The organism is Streptomyces sp. NPDC048639 (genome assembly GCF_043199075.1).
Classification (GTDB): Bacteria; Actinomycetota; Actinomycetes; order Streptomycetales; family Streptomycetaceae; genus Streptomyces.
On sequence record NZ_JBICVP010000007.1, the window covers coordinates 48,598 to 72,046 of the forward strand.

Sequence of the window (23,449 nt, forward strand, 5' to 3'; positions counted from 1 at the left end):
GGCTGTGGACGATCAGGCGTGTTCACGTGTGTCCCCTTCAGGGTGGGTGGTTCGGCCGGCGCTCACGGTCGGTGCGGACCGCTCTACGGGCGGGAATTCTGCCGTGGCCGTGGGGCGCAGCGCGAGTGAGCGCTCCGGGGTGAGCCGGGCGACGAGGTGGCGGCGCCAGTGGTCGTCGTCGCGCTCGGGGCGGTCCTCGCGCCAGTGGCATCCGCGGGTCTCCTCGCGCTCCCGGGCCATGGCGACCAGCACGCGGGAGACGAGAAGGAGGTTGGTGGCCTCCCAGGTCTCGACGCACGGCTCGGCGGTCTTGCCGTCCCGGTCGAGTTCGGCGACGGCCTCGGTGTGCAGGGCCTGGAGCGCCACGGCAGCGGCGTTCAGGCTCTTGGCGCTGCGCAGGACGCCCGCCCCCGAGGTCATGATGCGCTGGATCACGAAGCGCGACTCCGGCGCGAGGAGCGGCGAGCGCGCGGGCGCGCGGGGCACGGAAGCGGGGCGTACGGGTGCCTGGCGCTGGGACGGCTCCGCGGCGATGGTGGCGGCGATGCGCTCGGCGAACACCAGCCCCTCCAGGAGGGAGTTGGAGGCCAGGCGGTTCGCGCCGTGGACACCGGTGCAGGCGACCTCGCCGCACGCGTACAGGCCCGGCACCGTCGTACGGCCCGCGAGGTCGGTGCGGACGCCGCCCGACGCGTAGTGCGCGGCGGGAGCGACCGGGATCGGCTCGGTCACCGGGTCGATGCCGTGCGCGCGGCAGGCGGCGAGGATCGTGGGGAAGCGGGAGGCCCACATCTCGGCGCCGAAGTGGCGGGCGTCGAGGTACATATGCTCGGCGCGCTGCTCCCGCATGCGCCGCATGATCCCCTTGGCGACGATGTCGCGCGGGGCCAGCTCGGCCAGTTCGTGCTGCCCCAGCATGAAGCGCACGCCGTCGGCGTCGACGAGGTGCGCGCCCTCGCCGCGTACGGCCTCGGAGACCAGCGGCTGCTGGCCCTCGGCGCCGCGGCCGAGGAAGAGGACGGTGGGGTGGAACTGCACGAACTCCAGGTCGCTCACCTCGGCCCCGGCGCGCAGCGCCAGCGCGACGCCGTCGCCGGTGGAGACGGCCGGGTTGGTGGTCGCGGAGAACACCTGGCCCATGCCGCCGGTGGCGAGGACGACGGCGGGGGCGTGCACGGCGCCGACCCCGTCGCGCTGGCCCTCGCCCATCACATGGAGCGTGACGCCGGCGGTACGGCCCTCGGCGTCGGTGAGCAGGTCCAGGACGAGCGCGTTCTCGACGGTCTCCATGCCCGCGTCCCGAACGGCCTCGACGAGCGCGCGGGAGATCTCCGCGCCGGTCGCGTCGCCGCCCGCGTGCGCGATCCGGCGGCGGTGGTGGCCGCCCTCGCGGGTCAGCTCGATCGCCCCGGTCTCGGCGGAGGTGTCGAAGCGGGCCCCGGTGGAGATCAACCGCCGTACGGCGTCCGGGCCTTCGGTGACCAGCGCGCGGACGGCCTGCTCGTCACAGAGTCCGGCGCCCGCGACGAGCGTGTCGTCGAGGTGCTGTTCCGGGGTGTCGCCCTCGCCGAGGGCGGCGGCGATGCCGCCCTGCGCCCAGCGTGTGGAGCCGTCGTCGAGCCGGGCCTTGGTCACCACGACGGTCCTGCGGCCGGCGGCGGCGCAGCGGAGCGCGGCAGTGAGCCCGGCGACGCCGGACCCGACGACGACCACGTCGGCCTCGATGGCCCAGCCGGGGGCGGGGGCGCGGAGAGTGCCGGCCTCGGGGGCGGACGCGCCGGCGCGCCCGCCGTCGGTGACCGCGGGCTCGGTGACCGCAGGCTCGGTGACCGCGGAGAGCCGGGCGGCCTCCGTGGCAGCGGGCTCCATGGCAGCGGGCTCCATGGCGGCGGGCTCCGTGGCGGCGGGCACGGGACGTTCGCCGTCCGTCGCGGCGCGGGGCTGCGGGGTGTCGGCTATGGGGGCGCCGGTCATCTGGGGCTCCTGTGGCCGAGGCCGAATCCTTGGGTGCTGCGCGGGCGTTGGGGCGTACGGGCGGCCCGTACCGGAGCGGGGCGGACCGCCCCGAACACCGCAGGCACGGCCGCCAGGGCGAGCGGCACCCAGAAATAGGGGCTGCCCGCGGCCGACAGTGGGACGCCGGCCGAGACGGCTGCCACTGCCAGGGCTCGCTGCTGGAAAGTCGCGTGCGTCATCGGGCGGCTCCGAACTGCAGGCGGATGTTGTCGATCAGGCGGGTCGCGCCGACTTTGGCGGCGACGGCGAGCACCGCCTCACCGGTGAAGTCCGGGGATACGTCGGTGAAGTCGGCCGGGTCGACGAGCGCCAGGTAGTCCAGGGCGAGCGGCGGCCGAAGACCCGCGGCCTCATCGAGGACCCGCTGCGCGGCGGCCCGTACGGCACCGGGGTCCGCGACGGCCGCGGACCCTTCGGCGGTCTCCGCCCCCGCCGCGGCCAGACCGGCCCGTCGCCCGGCGAACAACGCACGGGACAGCGCCAGGGCGGTCGGCCGCTCCTCCGCCCCGAGGTAGCGGTTGCGGCTGGAGAGCGCGAGGCCGTCGTCCTCCCGGACGGTCGGGACTCCGACGATCTCCGCGGGGAAGTTGAGGTCGCGCGCCATGCGCGTGATCAGGGCGAGCTGCTGGGCGTCCTTCTGCCCGTAGAACGCCGCGTCGGGATCCGTGAGGTGGAGCAGCTTGGCGACGACGGTGAGCACGCCGCTGAAGTGGCCCGGGCGGTACGCCCCTTCGAGCCGCTCGCCCATCGCTCCCGCGCTGATCCGGACCTCCGGCTCGCCGCCCGGGTAGACCTCGTCACCGGACGGGGCGAAGACCGCATCGGCTCCGGCCTTCTCGGCGACCACGAGATCGGCGTCGAGCGTGCGCGGATAGCGGTCGAGGTCCTCGCCCGCCCCGAACTGGAGCGGGTTGACGAAGACGGTGACCACGACCTGCCCGCCGAGGCCCACCCGCTCCCGGGCCGCGCGGATCAGCGCCGCGTGCCCCTCGTGGAGGGCTCCCATCGTCATCACCACGGCACGCTCGCCCCCGCGCGTGAGTGCCCGGAGGCCGCCGGCCGTGGGCACGAGCTGCACCGTCATGCGTTCCCTCCGTCCGCGAGGACGCCCAGCAGGTCCTCGGCCAGCTCCGGCTTGAGCATTCCGTGGGCGAGCGCGCGGTCCGCGGTCGCGCGGGCCATCGCCACATATCCGGCGACGGCCTGGGGTGCGTGCTCCCGCAACTCGGCGACATGGGCCGCGACCGTGCCCGCGTCACCGCGCGCGACCGGTCCGGTCAGGGCGGCGTCGCCGGAGCGCAGGGCGTTGTCCAGCGCGGCGCCGAGCAGTGGTCCGAGCATCCGGTCCGGGGCCCCGACCCCGGAGGCGCGAAGCAGGTCCATGGACTGGGCGACCAGCGTGACCAGATGGTTCGCACCGAGCGCGAGCGCCGCGTGGTAGAGCGGGCGGGCCTGCTCCTCGATCCACTCGGGCTCGCCGCCCATCTCGATGACCAGCGCCTCCGCCGCGAGCCGCAGTTCCTCGGGCGCCGTGACCCCGAACGAGCAGCCGGCCAGGCGCTGGACGTCCACACTCGAACCGGTGAAGGTCATCACCGGGTGGAGGGCGAGTGGCAGGCCGCCCGCGCGCGTGGCGGGGTCGAGAACCGTGGAGCCGTACCGGCCCGAGGTGTGCACCAGGAGCTGCCCGGGCCGTACGGCACCGGTCTCGGCCAGACCCTCGACCAGGCTCGGAAGGGCGTCGTCCGGCACGGTCAGCAGCACCAGCTCCGACCGCTCCAGCACCTCGGCGGGCGTGACGACCGGGACATCGGGGAGCAGGGTCGCGGCGCGGCGCACGGAGGCTTCGGAGATGCCGGAGACCGCCACCGGGCGGTGGCCGGCGAGCTGCAGCGCGGCGGCGAGGGCCGGACCCACGCGACCGGCACCGACGACCCCGACGGCGAGCCGAGCCGGACGGTCCTTGGGTTCTGGGTGATGGGGTGCGTTCACGCGGGACGGCCTTCCGTTCCAGTCCGCCAGGGGTACCGGACGTATCCCCGCCATGCTACGCGAGTGTTTCGGCGCTCAGTCGCGCTGTCCACCGCCTGTGGACAACCGCCGACGGGCCGTCCCGAGCGGTCGCGCCGACCCCGTACCGCGTGCCTCGCGCGCCCGGTCCGCCCCGCGGAAAAACACCGGGCCCGGGTGCCGGGTCGTAGGACATCATCGGCTCCATGACCCAGACGGACGGCACGAGAGACGACGCGGGCGCCGGGACCGGCACGGCTTCCGGCCGGGAGGACGGCGCGACCGCGGGCGGGGAGAGCGGCACGGACGGAGAGCCGGACACCCGTCAGGACCGGCAGCGGGCCCGCCGGCTCGCCGCCTGGCGCGCAGCGGAGCGGAGGCTCGTGCGCGGCGCGAACAACGCGACGATCCGCGACCGGCTCGACGCGTTGACGGCGAGCGCCCCGGACGCGTACGACCTCGACGACTGGGTCGACATCTACGGCGGCGGCATCGTCGGCGAGGTCGAGCGCCGGGTCGCCGAGCTGCTCGGGACCGAGGCCGCGGCCTTCTTCCCCACCGGCACCATGGCCCAGCAGGTCGCCCTGCGCTGCTGGGCGGGGCGGACGGGGAATCCGGCCGTGGCGATCCACCCGTCGGCGCATCCGGAGATGTGGGAGCGCGACGCGTTCTCCACCCTCAGCGGGTTGCGCACGGTCCATCCGACGGGCAAACCGCGGCTGCCCACGGCAGAGGAAGTCCGGTCACTGGACGAGCCGTTCGGGGCGCTGATGCTGGAACTGCCGCTGCGCGAACCGGGTTTCGTCCTCCCGTCGTGGGACGAGCTGACCGCGGTGGTGGAGGCGGCACGGGAACGCGATGCAGTGGTGCACTTCGACGGCGCACGCCTGTGGGAGTGCACCCCTCACTTCGGGCGTACGCTCCCGGAGATCGCCGCGCTGGCGGACAGCGTGTACGTCTCCTTCTACAAGTCCCTGGGCGGGATCTCCGGCGCCGCGCTGGCCGGCCCCCAGACCCTGATCGACGAGGCCGGGGCTTGGCGGCACCGGTACGGAGGGCAGCTCTTCCAGCAGTGGCCGGCCGCCCTCGCCGCACTGGCCGGCCTCGACCAGGAACTGCCCAGGCTCCCGGAGTACGTGGCGCACGCCAAGGTCGTGGCCGAGGCGCTGGGGAAAGCACTGGCGGCGGCCGGTGTCCCCTGGCACCGGATCCACCCGGAAGGGCCGCACACGCACGAGTTCCAGCTGTGGCTGCCGTATCCGCCGGAGGTGCTCGACGAGGCGAGCGTGCGGCTGGCGGAGGAGACCCGGACGACGTTGTTCCGCCACTGGAACGCCTCGGGCCCCGGTCTCTCCGTTACCGAGGTGGCCGTCGGGGCGCCGGGGCTGGAGTGGACCGAGGCGGATGTGACGGAGGCGGTCGCGGGCTTCGTCGAACGGCTGGAGTCGGAACAGGCCAAGGCGACCGGCCTGAAGTCGAAGGAGTCCGTGCCGAAGTCGAAGGCCGAGACGAATGCGAAGGCGAAGGGCCCCGAGTCGAAGGGCCTCGAGTCGAAGGGCCTCGAGTCGAAGGCGGCCGATGCGCCTGCGGGCGCCACCGAACCGGAGGGGCCCACCGCGCCGCCGCGGACGGCCGCACCGTAGGCGATAGCCGGGCCCCGGCCGACGGCCGCAGCCCAGCCGACGACCGCAGCCCGGCCGACGGCCGCACCGCAGGCGGCAGCCACGCCCCGGCCGACGACCGCGGCCCGAGGGCGCCCCGGTCCGTGCGCTCCACGGGCGGCGGCCGCGTGGCTATGTCGCCTCCGCGCCGCCACCCCCGCCGAATCCGCCGCTGCCCGCCCGCACCAGCCCGGTCTCGTAGGCCAGCACCACGGCCTGGACGCGGTCGCGCAGTTCGAGCTTCGTGAGGATGCGGCCCACATGCGTCTTGACCGTGGCCTCGGACAGGAAGAGCCGGGCGGCGATCTCGCCGTTCGACATGCCCTGGGCCACCAGCAGCAGCACCTCGTGCTCGCGGTCGGTGAGCCGCTTGAGCTGGGTGCTGGAGGGCTGGGGTGCACCGCTCGGCAGCATCGGGGCGAAGCGGTTCAGCAGGCGACGTGTCGTGGTCGGGGCGACCACCGCGTCGCCGCTGTGCACCGCCCGGATCGCCGTGAGCAGTTCGCCCGGCGGCACGTCCTTGAGCATGAAGCCGCTCGCACCGGCCTTCAGGGCCGAGAACGCGTACTCGTCGAGGTCGAAGGTCGTCAGGATCAGCACCCGGGGTGAGCCCGATCCGTCACCGGGACCCGCACCGGCCCCGGCCGCGGCCGGACCCTGAGGCCCCGCGCCTCCCGGAGAGCAGATGCGCCGGGTCGCTTCCACCCCGTCCATCCGCGGCATGCGGACATCCATGAGGACCACGTCGACCTTCGTCGAGCGCAGCACCTCGACCGCCTCCACCCCGTCCCCCGCCTCGGCGACGATCTCCATGTCGGGCTGCGCCTGCAGCACCATGCGGAACCCGGTGCGGAGCAGCACCTGGTCGTCGACGAGCATCACGCGGATCGCCATCTGCGCACTTTCCCTTCGCTGGGTCTGCTGGACGGTACAGGCGAACGGCCGCCCCATCCTCAGCCGGTCCCCTTCATCAGCCGGTTCATCGGTCCGGCTGCTTCCTCAACCCGCCTGTCTCTCAACCCGCCTGTTTCTCAACCCGCCCGCGTCATCGGCCCCGCCCGCGTCATCAACCCGCCTGTTTCATCAACGGCAGCACCGCACTGATCCGGAAGCCGCCGCCCGGCCGCGGCCCCGCGTCGAAGCTTCCGCCGACCATGCCGATCCGCTCGCGCATCCCGATGAGCCCCTGCCCGAGGCCGTCGGCCCCGCCCTCCTCGTACAGCTCGTGCTGCGCGCCGCGCCCGTCGTCCTCCACGAGCAGGTCGAGCTCGCTTTCGCCGTACGTCAGCCGGACGGTCGCGCCCGCATCGGGGCCGCCGTGCTTACGGGTGTTGGTGAGCGCTTCCTGCACGATGCGGTACGCGGTCAGCTCCACACCGCTGGGCAGCGGGCGCGGGCTCCCCTCGACCGTGAAGCGCACCGGAAGCCCGGCCCCGCGGACCTGCTCGATGAGATCGTCGAGCTGGCCCACGTCGGGCTGCGGCACATAGTCGCCCGCCTCCTCCGGCTCGCCGGTGCGCAGCACGCCGAGCAGGCGGCGCATCTCGGCGAGCGCCTGCCGCCCCGTGCCGGAGATCGTCTCCAGGGCCTGCTTGGCCTGCTCGGGCGCGGCATCGAGGACATAGGCCGCGCCGTCGGCCTGCACGACCATCACCGAGACGTTGTGGGCGACGACGTCGTGCAGTTCGCGCGCTATCCGCGCCCGTTCGGCCGCCACGGCCATCTTCGACTGCGCCTCGCGCTCCTTCTCCAGGCGGGCGGCCCGCTCCTCGAGCTGGGCGTAGTACGCGCGGCGGGTGCGGAGGGAGTCGCCGAGGACCCAGGCGAGGGCGAAGGGGACGGTCATCAGGATGGTGGCGGCGATGGTGTCGAAGCCCGACGCGTAGTCGTCCGACCACCGGGTGTTGGCGATGGGAGAGGCCGCCAGGCCGCCGACGAGCGCGAATCTGGACGCCCACACCGGCCCGTTCGCGGCGTTGGTGTAGATGATCACGAGCATCGCGAAGTTGCCCGGGTTGGGCGGGGTGTCCGTGACGAGCTGCAGAACGCCCGTCCCGGCTGCGAGCAGCAGCATCACCCCCGGAGCCCGGCGGCGCAGCGCGACCACGAGGCACAGCAGGAGGACGACGGCCAGTCCCTTGCCGTGCCCCTCCTGGGCGACCCACAGGCCGGCGGGCCCGAACAGGATGACGGCCCAGAAGGTGTCGACCCCTGTCGGGTGCCTGCGGAAGAAGTCGTAAACGCGCTGCACGTCACCCAGCGTAGGCACGTCACGCACGTGCCGGGGTCAACCGGAGGGCCGATCCCTGCGCCGCACACATACTCCGGAAGGTGGACGATGGCCCGTGACCGGGCGGTCGCCGACCCGCCCGTACGGTGGGGGCGTGAGCGAGGACACGGCGCCCGGGCGGGGCTGGCGCGAGGCGGCGGAGCAGGCGTTGTACGGGCCGGAAGGCTTCTTCGTACGGGAGCGACCGGCAGGGCATTTCCGCACGTCGGTGCATGCGTCGCCGCTCTTCGCCGGTGCGGTCGCCGCACTGCTCGGGCGGCTCGACGAAGCCCTGGGGCGGCCCCGCGCGCTGGCGCTCGTGGACGTGGGTGCCGGCCGGGGTGAGCTGCTGGCGGACGTACTGCGGGTGGTGTCACCGGACCTCGCCGCCCGGCTGCGGCCCTGCGCCGTGGAGCGTGCGCCGCGGCCCGACGGCCTCGATCCGCGCATCGACTGGCTGCCCCGCCTCCCGGAACCGGAATCCGTGACCGGCCTCGTGTTCGCCAACGAGTGGCTCGACAACGTTCCCGTCGACGTGGCCGAGACCGGCCCGGACGGGGAACCGCGCACCGTCGTCGTCGACACGGACGGCACGGAGCGGCTCGGGAGCCCCGTCACAGGCTCCGACGCCGACTGGCTGGAGCGGTGGTGGCCGCTGCGGCACGGCGAACCGGGACTGCGTGCGGAGATCGGCCGCCCGCGGGACGAGGCGTGGGCCCGCGCCGTACGGTCGCTGGAGCGCGGCCTCGCCGTCGCCGTCGACTACGCCCACACCCGCGCGACCCGGCCGCCCTTCGGCACCCTGACCGGTTTCCGCGACGGCCACGAGGTCCGTCCTGTGCCGGACGGCTCGTGCGACATCACGGCCCATGTGGCCCTGGATGCGTGTGCCTCCGAGGCCCGGGGGCACGGTGAGGCCCGGGGACGGGCAGCCCAGGGGAACGCGGACCGGGAGGAGCCGCACCGCGAGGAGACGGACCGGGCGGAGACGGAGACGCACCGCAAGGAGACGCACCGAGGATTCGCGGAGGAAGCCGCCCCGTTCCTGCTGCCGCAGCGCGACGCCCTGCGGGCGCTGGGGATCACGGGCGGGCGGCCGCCGCTGGCACTCGCGTCGAGTGATCCCGCCGCGTACGTACGGGCGTTGAGCGCGGCAGGCGAAGCGGCGGAGCTCACCGACCCCGCGGGGCTGGGCGGCTTCGACTGGCTCGTCCACCCGGTGCGGCTCCCCGCCGCGGCCCTCGCCACGACGGGCCTCGCGCCTGCCGACCACTGACCACCGGCCACTGACCACCGACCACCGGCCACCGGCCACCGACCCGACGGGACCGGGCCCGGCGCCGCTGCCTCAGTTCCGGGTGAGCCAGCGGTCGGGGAGGGCATCGTGGCGGCCGGTGCGGGACCGGTCCGCCTGTGCGGCGACGATACGGCCGGCTTCGGCCGCGTCCCGCAGCCCCGCCTGCACGCTCTTGTTCGCGCCGGTGTCCACATGCACGTCCGCCAGGTTCATGCGACGCTGCCACGGCCCCTGCGTCCGCCGCACGCTCTGCACCTTCGCGTGCGGGACGAGCGACAGGGTCCGCCCGAGCAGTCCGTGCCGGGCGGCGAAGACGTGCGTGTCCGCCGCGAAGAGCTGACCGCGCCACCAGAGCGGTACGCACCAGCGCGCCCGCCGCGGAGGCGCCCGGAGGGCGTCCGCTACCGCTTCCACGTCGGCGCCGGGCAGGACGCGGCCGATGACCTCTTGCGCGACGGTCCGTTCGGCGACCGGCAGCAGGACGCTGTTCCTGGACCCCGCCACGTCGAGTTCCACCCGCACCCAGCCGCGCCGCCGCCACAGCAGCGGCTCCACGATCCGTACGGTCTGCACACGCCCCGGCGGCACTGTCTCGTGCTCACGGTCGAGCAGCCCGTGGTCGAGGCGGAGCCCGTCCGGGGACTCGCCCACCGTCCAGTCGTACTCGCCGATGAAGCGGCCCGCGCTGCTCTTCCACACCCCGCCGAGGAACGGCAGCGCCGTCGCGAGGGCCACCCACACGCTGCCGCTCAGCACCCATGTCAGCAGGGGCGCGGCGATCGCGACGACCAGGGCACCCCACACGCTCGCCATGAGCAGCAGGGAGACGGCGAGGTCCTTCGGCTCGACGCGCACCAACTGCCGTACGGGTGCCTCGCCCGCGTCCTGCGCCGATTCGGGTGCGATGCCCGCGGCTCGCGCCAGGAGTTCCGCGCGGAGCGCACGGGCGTCCTTCTCGCTCAGGAAGGCCAGCTCGTCCTTGGCCTCCGCACCGACGACGTCCAGCTTGAGCTTGGCGACCCCGAGGAAGCGGGCGAAGAGGGGCTGGGTGACGTCGACGGCCTGGAGGCGGTCGAGCCGGATGTGCGCGGTCCGTCGGAAGATCAGCCCGGTACGGATGCGGAGTTCGGTGCTTGTCACCGAGAAGTGCGTGAACCACCAGGAGAGAAAGCCGTACGCGCCCGCGACCGGTATGAGCACGGCCAGGCCCAGCAGCACGACGCCCAGGGTCAGTTCGGCGAACCACTTCTGCGCCTGGCCCAGGTCGTGGGCCAGCCAACCGGCGGCGATGGCGAAGGGCGCCCATGCGCGGCGCAGCGGGGTCACGGGATGCAGCCGCTGCTCCACGACGGCGGCGGAGGGGTCCGCGTCGGCGACGTCCCCGGCTACCGACTCGGCGTGCGCGACCCGTGGCTCGGGCACCCCGTCAGCGGCGGACGACGCCGCCTCCGCCTCCTGTTCCGCCGCGGCCGGCTCCGGCTCCCGTTCCGCCGCAGCCCGCTCCGGCTCCCGTTCCGCCGCGGCGGGCTCCTGCCCCGTCACAGTCCGGCCGATCGGGCCTGGCCGAGTTCCGTGAGACGTTCGCGCAGCCGCGCGGCCTCTTCCGGCAGCAGTCCGGGGATCCGGGCGTCGCTCGCGGCGGCCGCGGTGTGCAGCTGGACGCTGGCCAGACCGAAGTGCCGCTCGACAGGTCCCGAGGTGACCTCGACGAGCTGCATCCGCCCGTACGGCACGACGGTCAGCTCGTGCCACAGCACGCCGCGGCTGATCAGCAGGTCGTCGGCGCGCTCCGCGTACCGCCAGGAGCGCCAGTTGCGTTCGATCATCCACCAGCCCCAGCCGGTCAGCGCCAGCAGCGGCAGCGCGGCGAGCGCGGCCCAGCCCGGCCCGGCGAGCGGCCACAGCACGGCCGCTGCCGCCACGGCGAGAAGCGGCACGATCGTCACGAGGAGCATGCGGCGCATCCGCAGCAGTCCCCCCGGCAGACTTGTCCAGACGGTGTCGTCCCCGCCCTCGGCGACCGCGCCTTCTCCGGTCCCGGCTCCCTGTCCTGTCCCCGTGTGCATGCGACCAGGTTAGGTGCTGTCGGTCAGGCGCTGGATAGAGCTGCGAGACTGTTCTCATGACGGAGACGACAGTCGGGATCGGCGGTGCGGCGGAGAGCACGGACATGGTGCTCAACATCGGGCCGCAGCACCCGTCCACGCACGGTGTGCTGCGGCTGCGGATCGTGCTGGACGGCGAGCGGATCCAGCATGCGGAACCGGTGATCGGCTATATGCACCGGGGCGCCGAGAAGCTCTTCGAGGCGCGCGACTACCGCCAGATCATCGTGCTCGCCAATCGCCACGACTGGCTGTCGGCCTTCTCCAACGAACTCGGCGTCGTCCTCGGCGTGGAGCGCATGCTCGGCATGGAGGTGCCGGAGCGCGCCGTCTGGCTGCGGACGCTGCTGGCCGAGCTGAACCGGGTCCTGAACCACCTGATGTTCCTCGGCTCATACCCCCTCGAACTGGGTGGAATCACCCCGATCTTCCATGCGTTCCGCGAGCGCGAGGACCTCCAGCACGTGATGGAGGAGGTCTCCGGCGGCCGTATGCACTACATGTTCAACCGCGTCGGCGGCCTGAAGGAGGACATCCCGGCAGGCTGGCTCGGTCGGGCGCGTGCGGCCGTCGCCGAGGTGCGCTCCCGCATGGACGTGTACGACCGGCTGGTCCTCGGCAACGAGATCTTCCGCGGCCGGACCCGCGGCGTCGGCGTACTGGCCCCGGAGGCCGTGCACGCATACGGCGTGAGCGGGCCGATCGCCCGCGCCTCGGGCGTCGACTTCGACCTGCGGCGCGACGAGCCGTACCTCGCCTACGGGGAGCTGCAGGACGTACTGAAGGTGGTCACCAGGACCGAGGGCGACTGCCTCGCCCGCTTCGAGTGCCTGCTGGCGCAGACGCACAACGCGCTGGAGCTGGCGGACGCCTGTCTGGACCGGCTGGACGCGATGCCGCAAGGGCCGGTCAACCAGCGGCTGCCGAAGGTCCTGAAGGCGCCGGAGGGCCACACGTACGTGTGGACGGAGAACCCGCTCGGCCTCAACGGCTACTACCTGGTGTCCAAGGGCGAGAAGACCCCGTACCGACTGAAGCTGCGCTCGGCCTCCTTCAACAACATCCAGGCACTGACGGTGCTGCTGCCGGGCACGCTGGTCGCGGACATGGTCGCGATCCTCGGCTCGATGTTCTTCGTCGTGGGCGACGTCGACAAGTGACCCGCGGCGCAAACGTGGTGCGCACCGCGGGTCGGTGAGTGCACGGGCTCCTCATCGGCGCTCCAGCGACGGGCCGGGCGCCTCCGAGGCGGAGCCACGAGCCGGACCGGCTACGACGGGCTACGACCGGCTACGACGAATGGGCGCGCAGCTCCCGCACATCGAGCTGCTCGGTCTCGTCGTGCTCGGTGAGGTCGACGACGTCGCCGGCGCCGCGGTCCTCCTGACCCGCGGCGGCCAGCACCTCGGCCCCGACGACATCCGCCAGGTCCTCGCCCTCGAGGTCTTCCTTCACGTGCCCCTCGGGCGTGCCGGCGCCGGTGGCCGTGCCCAGGTCCCCGTCCCCGTCGGTGCCCGCTCCCTCGTTTCCGTCCGTGCCGGCGTCGCCGTTCAGGTCCTCGGCCACGGCCTCGGTGGTGTCGTCGGCCGCCGGCTCGTCCGCGACTGCATCCGCCGCGGGGCCGTGCCCGTTCGCCGCCTCGGACGACTCGTGGCCGTGCGCCGACTCCTCGGCAGGCCCGTGGCCGTTGGGCGATTCCCCGGCGGAGGCATGCCCGTTCACCGGCTCCTCGGCGGGCCCGTGCCCGTGCACCGGCTCCTCGGGCGCCACGGCCTCGTCGGGGTCGGCGATCGCGGGGGCGAGCTGGAGCCGCTGCGTCGAGGCGGCGATGGCCTCGCGCCTACGGGCGCCCGCCTTGGCGCCGAAGAAGTCGAAGCCGCCCTCGACGCGGGAGGTCGGGCGGCGCAGCGGCTGGTAGGGCACGACCGCGACGGCGGCCGGAACCGGGCGGTGGTCGTCGCCCGGCAACACTGCCGTGGCGTCCGCGGCGTCCGCGGCGGAAGCGTCGCCGGTGGCCTCGTCGGTGGCGGTGCCCGCGGCGGCGTCGGCTGCGGCGTCCGTACGGAACGCGGCCTCGTCCCCGGCCACGGTCGCCGTGTTCTCCTCCGCGGTCGCCGGGTTCTCCTCCGCAGTCGCGGGGTTCACCTGAGGCTCCCGCTCCGCCCCGGCCTCCTGCTGCCGCTCCTGCTCGGCGAGTTCGCGGCGGCGGGCGGCTTCGGCGGCCCGCTTCGCGTTCTGCCGGGCGCTGTTGCGGACGAGTTCGATGAGCGCGGTGTCGGCCTTGGCGTACGCGCCGGGCGTCGGGGCGCCGTTGGCGCCGAGCAGGCCGTCACCGGGCGTGGCCGGCAGCGCCTTGGTCGGCGCCACCGTCTCCAGCTCCAGCAGCCTGCGGCCCTCGAGCGCGCTGGCCCGCTCGGTCTCCGCTGTGGCGTACCGGCGGAGCAGCTCGGCATGTTCGTTGCGCAGCCGGGAGAGTTCGGCCCGCTTCCTGCGCAGCTTGGTGTCGAGCGCGGCACGCAGCTCGCGCGACTCCTCGACATCCGCCTCGAGTTCGGCGACCCGCTCCTCGTGACGCCATTCGTCACTGGTACGCGCCCGGGTGAGCTCGGCGACGCGCTTCCCCGCGGCGCGGTCCCAGGAACGCATCAGGACCGCGCCGGTCACAGCGGCTGCGGCGGCGGCCGCCACCAGTACGCGGAGCACCACGGGATCGCCGAGCAGCAGGGCGCTCGTGGCGCAGGCGACCGACGCGCCGGCGACCGCCGAGGGGGGAAGAAGCCTGTGCAGGGGCGGCGAATGGCGGTGGCGTCCACGTGACATGGCCAGAAACTTACCGTGCGTGCGGTACGCGTGGGGAGCCGCCCGCCAATCTGTTTTCCGCCGGTTACGTCGGGGCTACCCCTTCAGCAAGCCCTTGGACTCCAAGTACTCCTTCGCGACATCCGCGGGCTTCTCCCGTTCCGCGTCGATCTTGCGGTTGAGCTGGATCAAGTCGTCGGTCGTGAGCGTCTCGGTGAGCCTGTTGAGCGCGGTTGCGATCTCCTTGTCGCCCGCGTCCTTCTCGTTGACCACGGGCAGCACGTTGTCCGCGTTCTGCAGGCGCTTGTCGTCCTCGAGCAGCACGAGCCCGAAGTCCTCGAGCGTGGCGTCGGTCGTGGTGGTCAGGACGAGCTGGTCGGAGCCGTCCTTGACCGCCTGCTTGGCCTGCGGGGTGCCGACTCCCTTGGGGTCGATCCCGTCGATGTCGATGCCGTACGTCTTCTCCAGGCCCGGCTGGCAGAATGGCCGGATTTCGCACTCGTCGCCCGCCGCGAGCTTGATCTTCTGCTTCGACTTGCCCAGATCGGAGAGCGACTTCAGATTGTGCTTCGCCGCGAACTCTTTGGTGACGGCGAAGGCGTTCTGGTCGACGGCGTCACCGGCGGGGAGGACCTTGAGGCCCTTGGGCTCGGCGAGCTTCTTCAGCTCCGCGACGGTCTTGTCCACATCGCTGGAGGCGACCGGCTCGGCCTTCGACCCGTTCTTCTTGCCGTTGAGGAATTCGGCGAGCGTCGCGGCGTACTCCGGCACGACGTCGATCTGGCCCTTCTCCAGGGCCGGTTCGTAGAGCTCGCGGTTCTCGAGCGTCTTGACGGACGCGCCGTACCCGGCGTCCTCCAGTACCTGCTTGTAGAGCTCGGCCATGAGTGAGGACTCGGTGAAGCCGGCCGAACCGATCACCAGCGAGCCCTTCTTGCCCCCGTCGGCGCCCGAGCCGCCCTCCTTGCCCTCCAGGCTCTCGCCGCCGCACCCGGCGGCGGTTGCAGCCAGGGCCGCCGCGGCCGCGGCGGCACCCGCCACCCGCACCATTCGTCTCGTACGCGCCGTCCTGCTCATGGGAATCACCATCCAACCGATCGTTGTTCAGACTGCCTTGACCACGGCCGGGGCCGGGGCTGCCGCGACGGGACGCCGCCGCATGGGGTCGAGGAGCCGCCCCGCGGCGACGAGGAGGGCTTCGACGAGCAGGGCCAGTGCGGCCACGAGCACCGCCCCGGCCACCACCTGCGCGGTGTTGTACGTGTTGAAGCCGTTCGTGATGATCCGGCCGAGGCCGCCTTCGCCGGCCATCGCGGCGAGCGTCGCCGTGGCGACCACCTGGACGGCCGCCGAGCGCAGGCCGGTCATGATCAGCGGGTAGGCGAGGGGGAGTTCGACCCGCAGGAAGAGCTGGCCGCCCGACATGCCCATCCCCCGGGCGGCCTCCACCACGGCGCCGTCCACCTCGCGCATCCCGATGTAGGCGTTGGTCAGCAGAGGCGGTACGGCGAAGAGCACCAGCGCGATGATCGTCGGCAGGTCGCCCTGCTTGCCGAGCGGGGTGAGCGTGAGCAGCACCAGCACGGCGAGCGTGGGAACGGCCCGCCCGACATTGGACAGATTGACGGCAAGCGCCCCACCTTTGCCGATATGCCCGAGATACAGGGCGATCGGCAGCGCGATCAGGCAGGCCAGCAGCAGGCACACGGAGGTGAAGTAGAGGTGTTCACCGAGCCGGTGCCACACTCCGCTCTCCCCCGCCCAGTTGGCGCCCGTGGTCAGCCAGGTCCAGGAACCGGTGATCGCACCCATCGGTCAGCTCGCCTTCGCCGCACGCGCCTGGACGCGCGTCCACGGTGTGAGCAGCCGCTGCATACCGAGCAGCGCGATGTCCGCGGTGACGGCGAGCACCACGCAGATGACGGAGGCGGTGAGCACCTGGGGTTTGAAGTAGGTGTCGAGGCCCTCCAGGATGAGCGTGCCCAGGCCGCCGTATCCGACGATGGCACCGACCGTGGTGAGCGCGATCGTGGAGACGGTGGCGATACGCACACCTCCGATCAGCGCGGGCAGCGCGAGCGGCAGCTCGACCTCGAACAGCAGCCGCACCGGCCCGTATCCCATCCCGCGGGCGGCCTCGCGGGCCTCCTCGGGCACCGCGTCGAGCCCGGCGAGGATGTTCCGTACGAGGACGGTCAGCGAGTACAGCACGAGACCGGTGACGACCACGGAGACCGAGACTCCGAACAACGGCATCAGCAGCGAGAACATCGCGAGCGACGGCACGGTGTAGAGCACGGAGGTCAGGCCCAGCACGGGCCCGGCGAATCCGCCCCGGCTGCGGGCGAGCAGGGCCAGCGGAAAGGCGACCAGCAGTCCGATCGAGACCGCCGCGGCCGTGATGGAGATGTGCTGGACGGTGGCGTCCATCAACTCCTGGCTGCGGGAGCTGACGTACTCGCCGCAGATCCATACGTCATCCGCCAGACAGCCCGCCACGCTCGCCCACCTCCCCGGACTTCAGCGAACCAAGACCTGGCGACCCTATCCCCAAGGACTGACAATCGGTGAAGACTGCCACACTGCCGCAATAGTTTCTTCATACGTTTCCGGCCCATGACCGGCCACAATGAGGTGTCATGATCCGCTTCGAGCACGTCACCAAGCGCTACGCCGACGGCACCACCGCCGTCGACGACCTGTCCTTCGATGTCGCGGAGGGCGAGCTGGTCACGCTCGTCGGACCTTCGGGCTGCGGCAAGACCACGACGATGAAGATGGTCAACCGCCTCATCGAACCCACCTCCGGGCGCATCTTCCTGGAGGATCAGGACATTTCAACCATCGACCCGGTGAAGCTGCGGCGTCGCATCGGCTACGTCATCCAACAGGTGGGCCTCTTCCCGCACCGGACGGTCCTCGACAACACCGCCACTGTCCCGCACCTCCTCGGCTGGCACCGCAAGAAAGCCCGCGCGCGGGCGGCCGAACTGCTCGACCTGGTCGGCCTCGACCCGTCCGTCCACGGCAACCGCTACCCCGACCAGCTCTCCGGCGGCCAGCGCCAGCGCGTCGGCGTCGCCCGCGCCCTCGCCGCCGACCCGCCCGTCCTGCTCATGGACGAGCCCTTCGGCGCCGTCGACCCGGTCGTGCGCGAACATCTGCAGAACGAATTCCTGCGCCTGCAGTCCCAGGTGCGGAAGACCGTCCTCTTCGTCACCCACGACATCGAGGAGGCGGTACGCCTCGGCGACCGCATCGCCGTCTACGGGGAGGGGCGCATCGAGCAGTTCGACCCGCCCGCCGCCGTCCTCGGCGCCCCCGCCACCCCGTACGTCGCCGACTTCGTGGGTGCCGACCGGGGCCTCAAGCGGCTGTCCGTGACCGTGATCGAGGCGAGCGACCTCGAACAGCCGCCGGTCGTCCACCTCGACGACCCGCTCCCGAAAGCCACGGCGCGGCTGACCGAGGAGGACGCGCGTTGGGCCGTCGTCCTGGACGACTCCGACAATCTCCACGGCTGGATCTCACTGGACTCGGTGACCAACGGCTCCTCGGCGAAGAACACGCTCAAGGGCACGGTCCGGGAGCGCGCCCGCCGTATGGAGGCCTGGCTTCCGCTGGGCTCCACCCTGAAGCAGGCGTTCAGCACGATGCTCCAGCACGACGCGGGCTGGATCGCGGTCGTGGACGGGGAGCGCTTCCTCGGCGTCCTCACCCCGGCCCGCCTCCACGAGGCGCTCCGGCGCTCCATCGACGCGGACGCGAACGCGATCGCACGCGAGGACGTGGAACTGGAGACGGTGGCCGGGGCGTAACCCGGCCTCCCCGCCCGGGGATCGGGGCCGTCCGGCGGCCCGTCCCCGGGCCGCTCCACCGCCGCTGCGCCGCCAAGGGCTCCCGAAATCCCCGGTGGACCAGCGCACGGCCTCGGATGCGGTGCAGGGGGCGCCTCCCAGCGGTAGCTGCTGCGCAAGGCAGCGGGTCGTCCTCCTACGGTTCGCATCGGACGATCCGACAACGCAGCCGGGGGCACCTCCAGGCAAAGCCGTGCCGGAGCCGCGGCTCACTCAGCGCGCCCGCCCTGGATGACGGGACAACCCCTACGCCGCTGCGCCCTGCGGCTTGTCGTCCTCGTCCTCCGGGAGCTTGCACACCCGCTCCAGGAACAGCGCCGCGACCACCACCGCGATCCCCGTCACCACCGAGAGCCCCGAGTAGATCGCCTGGTCCCGGCGCGGCCCCGCGTCCAGCCCGTCCAGCAGCAGGAAGAGGAACGTGCCCCCGTACATGCCGGCGACCAGCGACGCGACCAGGGCGCTCGCCTGTCCGAAGACCACGGCACGGGCGGCGACCATCGGGTCCACGCCCTTCGCACCCGGCCGCCGCTCCCGCTGAGCCTTCAGCCGCGCGCGCAGCGCCAGCGCGGTCGCGGCGAGGACGGCAGCGATCACCGCGAGCACGATCGGCGCGGCCACCGGTACCCGGGGCAGCGTGCCGAAGGTGTCCCACAGGCGTGCGCCGGCCCAGGACAGCACCGCGGCCACGACGAACAGCCCGACCAGGATCCTGACCCGCAGCTCCTTCACTGGTTCTCTCTCCTCGCGATGCCACCCGTGCCCGTGCGGCCGGGATGCGGCCAACGGTCCACGGCCCGTACCGGGGAGCCTAACGACTACTCGGGCAGGCGGAGTTCCAGGTCCGTACGCGGTACGACGCCCGAACGCCCCACGGCGGCCAGCAGCTCGGCGACGGCTCCGTGGCCGGGGACCTCGGCGGCCGGCTCGACGTCGTGCCACGGCACCAGGACGAAGGCGCGCTCGTGGGCGCGCGGGTGCGGCAGCGTCAGCCCGGGGTCGTCCGAGCGCACGTCCTGGTACGCCACGATGTCCACGTCCAGCGTCCGCGGCCCCCAGCGCTCGTCCCGCACCCGCTCGAAGGCCTCCTCGATCGCGTGCGAGCGCTCCAGCAGCGAGGACGGCGGCAGGGTCGTCTTGACCAGCACCACGGCGTTGAAATACGTCGGCTGCGAAGCCGGGTCCACACCCCACGGCTGCGTCTCGTAGACGGGTGAGACCGCCCTGACGCGGAGCCCGGGGGTGTCCTCCAGGGCGTCGATCGCACCCTGGAGCGTCTCCAGGCGGTTGCCCAGGTTGCTGCCCAGGGCGATCACCGCGCGTTTGGGATTGCTCAGCGTCACGTCGGCCGCGTCGACCTGCTGGACCACCGCAGCGGGCACGGGCTGCACGGTCGGGTCGCTGCTGGTGCTCATACTCGGCTCCGGGTGATCGTGATGGTCACGTCGTCGAAGGGCACGGTGATCGGGGCGTCCGGCTTGTGCACGACGACCTCGACCTCCTCCACGGCCCCGTGCTTCAGGCACTGCTGGGCGATCCGCTCCGCCAGCGTCTCGATCAGGTCGACCGGTTCGCCCTGGACGATGTCCACGACCTCCTCGGCCACCACCCCGTAGTGCACGGTCTTCGCGAGGTCGTCGCCTGCGGCCGCCGGGCGGGTGTCCAGGCCCAGCACCAGGTCCACGACGAAGGTCTGGCCCTCCTCGCGTTCCTGCGGGAACACCCCGTGGTGCCCACGGGCCCTCAGGCCGCGCAGCGCGACACGGTCCACGCGAATCACTCCTGCTGGTCGTCTGTATCGGGCGCGCACGACCCTCCGGCCGATGCCACGCGCACACGAATCTACCTGCGGGCACGGACAGGCCCCGCCCACGGTGCCGCGTCCACGCGCCGGGCCGGTCGTGCCCGACGTGTCGTGCCGCACAGGCCGTGCCTACCCACGGCCTTGTCCTCCACCCCTACCCGGCCCCTGCTTGGCTCGAACGGGTGGGACCGGGGCGCGGGCTGTACGGCGATCAGCTCTCGCCGTCCTCCTCGTCCTGGGTGTCGGCGAGCACGGGCGAGCCGTGATGAGACCACACCTTCCAGCCATCCGCTGTGCGACGGAACACATTCGTCGCCACCACGAGCTGGCCGACGAGCGGCCCCAGCTCGCCCTCCTCCTCGGCGGGGCCGCCGCTGAGGATGTTCTCGGTGCAGGTCACCAGTGCGGTGTCGTCCTCGACGGTGACTTCGACATCGGTCAGGAAGAACTGGATGTAGTCGGTGTTCGCCATGATCAGGGCGTACGAGCGGAGCACCTCGTTGTGGCCGCGCAGCACGGGCCAGCCGGGGTGCACGCAGCTCACGTCACCGTCCAGCCACATTCCGGACAGGGTCTCGAAGTCGCCCTGCTCCATGGCCTCGTAGAGGGCCGTGTTCGCCTGCTCGACCACCTCGCGGTCCGTGCGGGCCGCGCTCACAGCACCCCCTGGCCCGTCAGGCCGTCGTCTTCCGCACCCCGTGCGTCGTTCACGCTGTCCCCTCGCCGCTCACTCTGCCCCCTCCACCGCACGGGCCACACGCACCGCGTCCGCCGTCGGCCGTACCTCGTGCACCCGCACCGCCCAGGCGCCCTCGCGGGCCGCTATGGCCGAGACGGCGGCAGTGGCCGCATCCCGCTCGCGTGCCGGCGGCGGGCTGCCGTCCTCTGAGGCCAGGACGCGTCCGAGGAACCGCTTGCGCGAGGCGGCCACCAGCAGCGGCCGGCCCAGCGCGCGGAGCTCCCGCAGGTGCGCGACCAGGGCCAGGTCGTGGTCGGCCTCCTTCGCGAAGCCGAGGCCCGGGTCGACCACGATCCGCTCGGGGTCGACACCCCCCGCGACCACCGCGTCCATACGCCCGCGCAGTTCGGCGGCGACTTCCGCGACCACGTCCCCGTAGACCGCGCGGCTGTTCATGTCCTGGCTGAAACCGCGCCAGTGCATCACGACGAAGGGCACCTGCGCCGCGGCCACCACCGGCACCATCGCCGGGTCCGCGAGACCGCCGCTCACATCGTTGACGAGCACCGCTCCGGCGGCGACCGCCTGCTCGGCGACCGAGGCCCGCATGGTGTCCACGGACACCACGACCCCTTCGTCGGCCAGGCCCCGAACGACCGGGACGACACGGCGCAACTCCTCGTCCTCGTCCACCCGCGAGGCGCCGGGGCGGGTCGACTCTCCACCGACGTCCACCAGGTCGGCCCCCGTGGCAGCGAGGTCGAGCCCGCGCTTGATCGCCGCCTCGGTGTCGAACCAGCGGCCTCCGTCCGAGAACGAGTCGGGCGTTACGTTGACCACGCCCATCACGGCACAGCGATCCCACCCCGGGAGGCCGGCCACCCGGCCGCGCAACGTACTCATGCCCCCAGACTAGGCCGGACCTCCCTGGCAGGCGGCGGGCGGGGCGCGCGGGCAGCCGTCCGACGTACGCACGACCGGCCGTCCGACGTACACCCCGCGGCCGACCCGCGCCCTCCGCGAAGGGGCTCCGGTCTAGGCCGCCTGCGGCTCCCGTTCGGCCGTCCGGGCCGGCGTCACCGCGGGCAGATGCGGGCACGGCCTGGCCTGCCGGGCCGCGCCGCCGCGGTTGAAGGGCCGCGGGAGTCCGAGCGTGACGAAGCCTTCGGCCTGCATCGCCGCGAATCCGATGCGCGGCAGGTCGCGGGTGTTGCGGAAGACCAGGAACCGCGGCTCCCAGACGGGGCGGAACTTGGCGTTGAACTTGTAGAGCGACTCGATCTGGAACCAGCGCGAGAGGAACACCAGCAGTCCGCGCCATCCGCGGAGCACCGGCCCCGCGCCCAGCCGCTCGCCGCGTGCCAGCGCGGAGCGGAACATCGCGAAGTTCAGCGACACCCGCTGCACACCCAGCTCCGGCGCGGCCTGCAGCGCGGCCACGATCAACAGCTCGTTCATACCCGGGTCCGCCGACCGGTCACGCCGCATCAGATCGAGGGACATCCCGTCCGGACCCCAGGGCACGAAGTGCAGAACGGCCTTCAAGTCGCCGTACGGGCCCGGGTTTCCGTCCTCGTCGGCCTTGTGGGCAGTGGCGATCACACAATCGCTGTCCGCCGGGTCGCCGATCCGGCCGAGTGCCATCGAGAAGCCGCGCTCGGTGTCGGTCCCGCGCCAGTCCGCCGCGGCCCGGCGGACGCGGTCCAGCTCCTCGGGGCGGATGTCGGCCACGCGGCGCACCCGCGTCACGTAGCCGCCCCGCTCGATCCGCTTCACCATCTGCCGGACGTTGCGCATGGCACGGCCGGAGAGCGTGAAGTCCGGTACGTGCACAACGGCTTCGTCGCCCAGCTCCAGCGCGTCAAGACCGGTCTCCCGGGTCCAGACGTGGCCGCCGGTCTCGCTGCAGCCCATGACCGCAGGGGTCCACGAGTGCAGCCGCGCCTGCTCCATGAACTGCTCGATGGCGCCCGGCCACGCCTCGACATCGCCTATCGGGTCGCCGCTCGCCAGCATCACACCGGAGACGACCCGGTAGCAGACGGCGGCCTTGCCGGACGGCGAGAAGACGACGCCCTTGTCGCGGCGCAGCGCGAAGTGGCCGAGCGAGTCCCGGTCTCCGTGCTGCTCCAGCAGTTCCCGCAGGCGCGACTCGTCGTCATCGGTGAGACGGGCGGCGGGCGACTCGGGGCGCAGCGCGAGGTAGAGGGTGGTGATGGCGGTCAACAGGCCGAGTGCGCCCAGCGAGTAGCCGACGGTCCAGGACACCTGGCCCGCGTAGCCGACCGGGCCCTCGATGCCCACCAGCCCGTACAGCACATGCTCCAGGCGCATGAGGAAGCTCGGATCGCCCACGACCCGGTGCGGGTGGGAGCTGACGATGATCAGGCCGAGGCCGATGCTGCCGATCCCGAGCAGTACGAGGTTGGCCAGTGCCTTCCAGCGGCTGCGTGGGTCGGGGAGGGCGGCGAACTCGTCCCGGTGGTGCAGCAGAAGAGCCAGCAGCGCCAGGGAGAGCAGTGTGCCGATGACGGAGTGGCGGTAGAGGAACTGCGCCACCGCGCCCGCGGGCAGCAGCACGACGGCCGCCACCCACGCACGCCGCTTGCGGCGCTTGAGGCCGTGGGCCAGAAGCAGCAGCAGGACACCCGCGCTGATCGCGAGGGCCGCGGCGAACGGGCCGAGGGCGCCCGGAAGGACCTCGGCGACGGCGTGCATCCGGCTGTTCCGGAACCGGGGAAAGACCCCGGCGGCCACATCGAGGAAACCGATGATCGCGCACGCCGTCCCGACGAGACCGGGCACTTTCTCGGGTCGCGGCCCGCGCAGCACCCGGCGCAGCCCCCTGTGCCGCACCGGAACCGCATCGGACTTTTCGCCATCTACCCTGACAGACATCGCTTCCCGTGGCTCCGTCGTGACATTTTCTCCGGCGACCGGTCACGCCGTCCG

Annotated in this window: 22 protein-coding genes; 4 read left to right on the forward strand and 18 right to left on the reverse strand. The window is 72.8% G+C overall.

Features of this window, described 5'->3' with window-relative positions; translation table 11 throughout:
• Positions 1 to 12: 12 nt before the first annotated feature.
• The 4 genes from ACGFNH_RS20115 to ACGFNH_RS20130 are packed head-to-tail and all read right to left on the reverse strand — an operon-like array spanning position 13 to position 4,008.
• Positions 13 to 1,974 carry an L-aspartate oxidase gene (locus ACGFNH_RS20115; RefSeq protein ID WP_393655522.1) on the reverse strand — a complete coding sequence of 654 codons (1,962 nt, stop codon included), beginning with the start codon at positions 1,972 to 1,974 and terminating at the stop codon, positions 13 to 15.
• Positions 1,971 to 2,195 (reverse strand): hypothetical protein, encoded by a 225-nt coding sequence (locus ACGFNH_RS20120; RefSeq protein ID WP_393655524.1) that lies wholly within the window; start codon positions 2,193 to 2,195, stop codon positions 1,971 to 1,973. The genes ACGFNH_RS20115 and ACGFNH_RS20120 overlap by 4 nt, the downstream gene beginning before the upstream one ends.
• Entirely contained in the window at positions 2,192 to 3,100 is a 909-nt protein-coding gene (gene panC / locus ACGFNH_RS20125; protein ID WP_393655526.1) for a pantoate--beta-alanine ligase, read from the reverse strand. The genes ACGFNH_RS20120 and panC overlap by 4 nt, the downstream gene beginning before the upstream one ends.
• On the reverse strand, positions 3,097 to 4,008 hold the full coding sequence (locus ACGFNH_RS20130) for a Rossmann-like and DUF2520 domain-containing protein (RefSeq protein ID WP_393655528.1): 912 nt from the start codon (positions 4,006 to 4,008) through the stop codon (positions 3,097 to 3,099). Before ACGFNH_RS20130 ends, panC begins: the two co-directional genes overlap by 4 nt.
• Positions 4,009 to 4,232: 224 nt before the next feature.
• Here ACGFNH_RS20130 and ACGFNH_RS20135 point away from each other — a divergent pair, with 224 nt between their 5' ends.
• The gene (locus ACGFNH_RS20135) at positions 4,233 to 5,669 is read left to right on the forward strand and encodes a threonine aldolase family protein (RefSeq protein WP_393655530.1); all 1,437 of its coding nucleotides are present in this window, start codon (positions 4,233 to 4,235) and stop codon (positions 5,667 to 5,669) included.
• A gap of 150 nt (positions 5,670 to 5,819) precedes the next feature.
• On the opposite strand, the gene ACGFNH_RS20140 is transcribed toward ACGFNH_RS20135, so the two are convergent.
• Entirely contained in the window at positions 5,820 to 6,581 is a 762-nt protein-coding gene (locus ACGFNH_RS20140) for a response regulator (protein WP_393655532.1), read from the reverse strand.
• 172 nt (positions 6,582 to 6,753) lie between these two features.
• The gene (locus ACGFNH_RS20145; protein WP_393655533.1) at positions 6,754 to 7,938 is read right to left on the reverse strand and encodes a sensor histidine kinase; all 1,185 of its coding nucleotides are present in this window, start codon (positions 7,936 to 7,938) and stop codon (positions 6,754 to 6,756) included.
• Positions 7,939 to 8,071: 133 nt separating this feature from the next.
• Between ACGFNH_RS20145 and ACGFNH_RS20150 the strand changes: the two genes are divergently transcribed.
• A complete protein-coding gene (locus ACGFNH_RS20150; RefSeq protein WP_393655535.1) occupies positions 8,072 to 9,232 on the forward strand; it encodes an SAM-dependent methyltransferase in 1,161 nt (386 codons plus the stop codon).
• Between the two features lie 72 nt (positions 9,233 to 9,304).
• On the opposite strand, the gene ACGFNH_RS20155 is transcribed toward ACGFNH_RS20150, so the two are convergent.
• Positions 9,305 to 10,795, reverse strand: a complete 1,491-nt coding sequence (locus ACGFNH_RS20155; RefSeq protein ID WP_393655537.1) for a PH domain-containing protein — start codon at positions 10,793 to 10,795, stop codon at positions 9,305 to 9,307.
• Positions 10,792 to 11,319 (reverse strand): PH domain-containing protein, encoded by a 528-nt coding sequence (locus ACGFNH_RS20160; RefSeq protein ID WP_393655539.1) that lies wholly within the window; start codon positions 11,317 to 11,319, stop codon positions 10,792 to 10,794. Before ACGFNH_RS20160 ends, ACGFNH_RS20155 begins: the two co-directional genes overlap by 4 nt.
• Positions 11,320 to 11,375: 56 nt before the next feature.
• Here ACGFNH_RS20160 and ACGFNH_RS20165 point away from each other — a divergent pair, with 56 nt between their 5' ends.
• Complete coding sequence (locus ACGFNH_RS20165; protein WP_393655541.1) at positions 11,376 to 12,518, forward strand: NADH-quinone oxidoreductase subunit D; 1,143 nt, start codon at positions 11,376 to 11,378, stop codon at positions 12,516 to 12,518.
• A 130-nt stretch (positions 12,519 to 12,648) separates the two neighbouring features.
• On the opposite strand, the gene ACGFNH_RS20170 is transcribed toward ACGFNH_RS20165, so the two are convergent.
• The 4 genes from ACGFNH_RS20170 to ACGFNH_RS20185 form a co-directional block, all read right to left on the reverse strand.
• On the reverse strand, positions 12,649 to 14,178 hold the full coding sequence (locus ACGFNH_RS20170) for a hypothetical protein (RefSeq protein ID WP_393655543.1): 1,530 nt from the start codon (positions 14,176 to 14,178) through the stop codon (positions 12,649 to 12,651).
• Between the two features lie 75 nt (positions 14,179 to 14,253).
• Positions 14,254 to 15,234, reverse strand: coding sequence for an ABC transporter substrate-binding protein (locus tag ACGFNH_RS20175; protein ID WP_393655545.1), 981 nt, complete (start codon positions 15,232 to 15,234; stop codon positions 14,254 to 14,256).
• A gap of 27 nt (positions 15,235 to 15,261) precedes the next feature.
• On the reverse strand, positions 15,262 to 15,969 hold the full coding sequence (locus ACGFNH_RS20180) for an ABC transporter permease (protein ID WP_393655547.1): 708 nt from the start codon (positions 15,967 to 15,969) through the stop codon (positions 15,262 to 15,264).
• 3 nt (positions 15,970 to 15,972) lie between these two features.
• The gene (locus ACGFNH_RS20185) at positions 15,973 to 16,656 is read right to left on the reverse strand and encodes an ABC transporter permease (RefSeq protein WP_393655549.1); all 684 of its coding nucleotides are present in this window, start codon (positions 16,654 to 16,656) and stop codon (positions 15,973 to 15,975) included.
• Between the two features lie 140 nt (positions 16,657 to 16,796).
• Between ACGFNH_RS20185 and ACGFNH_RS20190 the strand changes: the two genes are divergently transcribed.
• Positions 16,797 to 17,975, forward strand: coding sequence for an ABC transporter ATP-binding protein (locus ACGFNH_RS20190; RefSeq protein ID WP_393655551.1), 1,179 nt, complete (start codon positions 16,797 to 16,799; stop codon positions 17,973 to 17,975).
• A gap of 285 nt (positions 17,976 to 18,260) precedes the next feature.
• Here the strand turns inward: ACGFNH_RS20190 and ACGFNH_RS20195 are convergent, their stop codons facing one another.
• The 6 genes from ACGFNH_RS20195 to ACGFNH_RS20220 all read right to left on the reverse strand — a co-directional run bounded on the left by ACGFNH_RS20195 (position 18,261) and on the right by ACGFNH_RS20220 (position 23,395).
• Positions 18,261 to 18,746, reverse strand: coding sequence for a DUF3180 domain-containing protein (locus ACGFNH_RS20195; protein ID WP_393655553.1), 486 nt, complete (start codon positions 18,744 to 18,746; stop codon positions 18,261 to 18,263).
• Positions 18,747 to 18,832: 86 nt separating this feature from the next.
• Positions 18,833 to 19,429: a 2-amino-4-hydroxy-6-hydroxymethyldihydropteridine diphosphokinase gene (gene folK / locus ACGFNH_RS20200; RefSeq protein ID WP_393655555.1), complete on the reverse strand. Its 597-nt coding sequence runs from the start codon at positions 19,427 to 19,429 to the stop codon at positions 18,833 to 18,835.
• Complete coding sequence (gene folB / locus ACGFNH_RS20205) at positions 19,426 to 19,785, reverse strand: dihydroneopterin aldolase (RefSeq protein ID WP_393655557.1); 360 nt, start codon at positions 19,783 to 19,785, stop codon at positions 19,426 to 19,428. The genes folK and folB overlap by 4 nt, the downstream gene beginning before the upstream one ends.
• 244 nt (positions 19,786 to 20,029) lie before the next feature.
• On the reverse strand, positions 20,030 to 20,476 hold the full coding sequence (locus ACGFNH_RS20210) for a nuclear transport factor 2 family protein (RefSeq protein ID WP_393655559.1): 447 nt from the start codon (positions 20,474 to 20,476) through the stop codon (positions 20,030 to 20,032).
• A gap of 69 nt (positions 20,477 to 20,545) precedes the next feature.
• Positions 20,546 to 21,400 (reverse strand): dihydropteroate synthase, encoded by an 855-nt coding sequence (gene folP / locus ACGFNH_RS20215; RefSeq protein ID WP_393655561.1) that lies wholly within the window; start codon positions 21,398 to 21,400, stop codon positions 20,546 to 20,548.
• Between the two features lie 132 nt (positions 21,401 to 21,532).
• On the reverse strand, positions 21,533 to 23,395 hold the full coding sequence (locus ACGFNH_RS20220; protein WP_393655563.1) for a phosphatidylglycerol lysyltransferase domain-containing protein: 1,863 nt from the start codon (positions 23,393 to 23,395) through the stop codon (positions 21,533 to 21,535).
• Positions 23,396 to 23,449 lie beyond the last annotated feature (54 nt).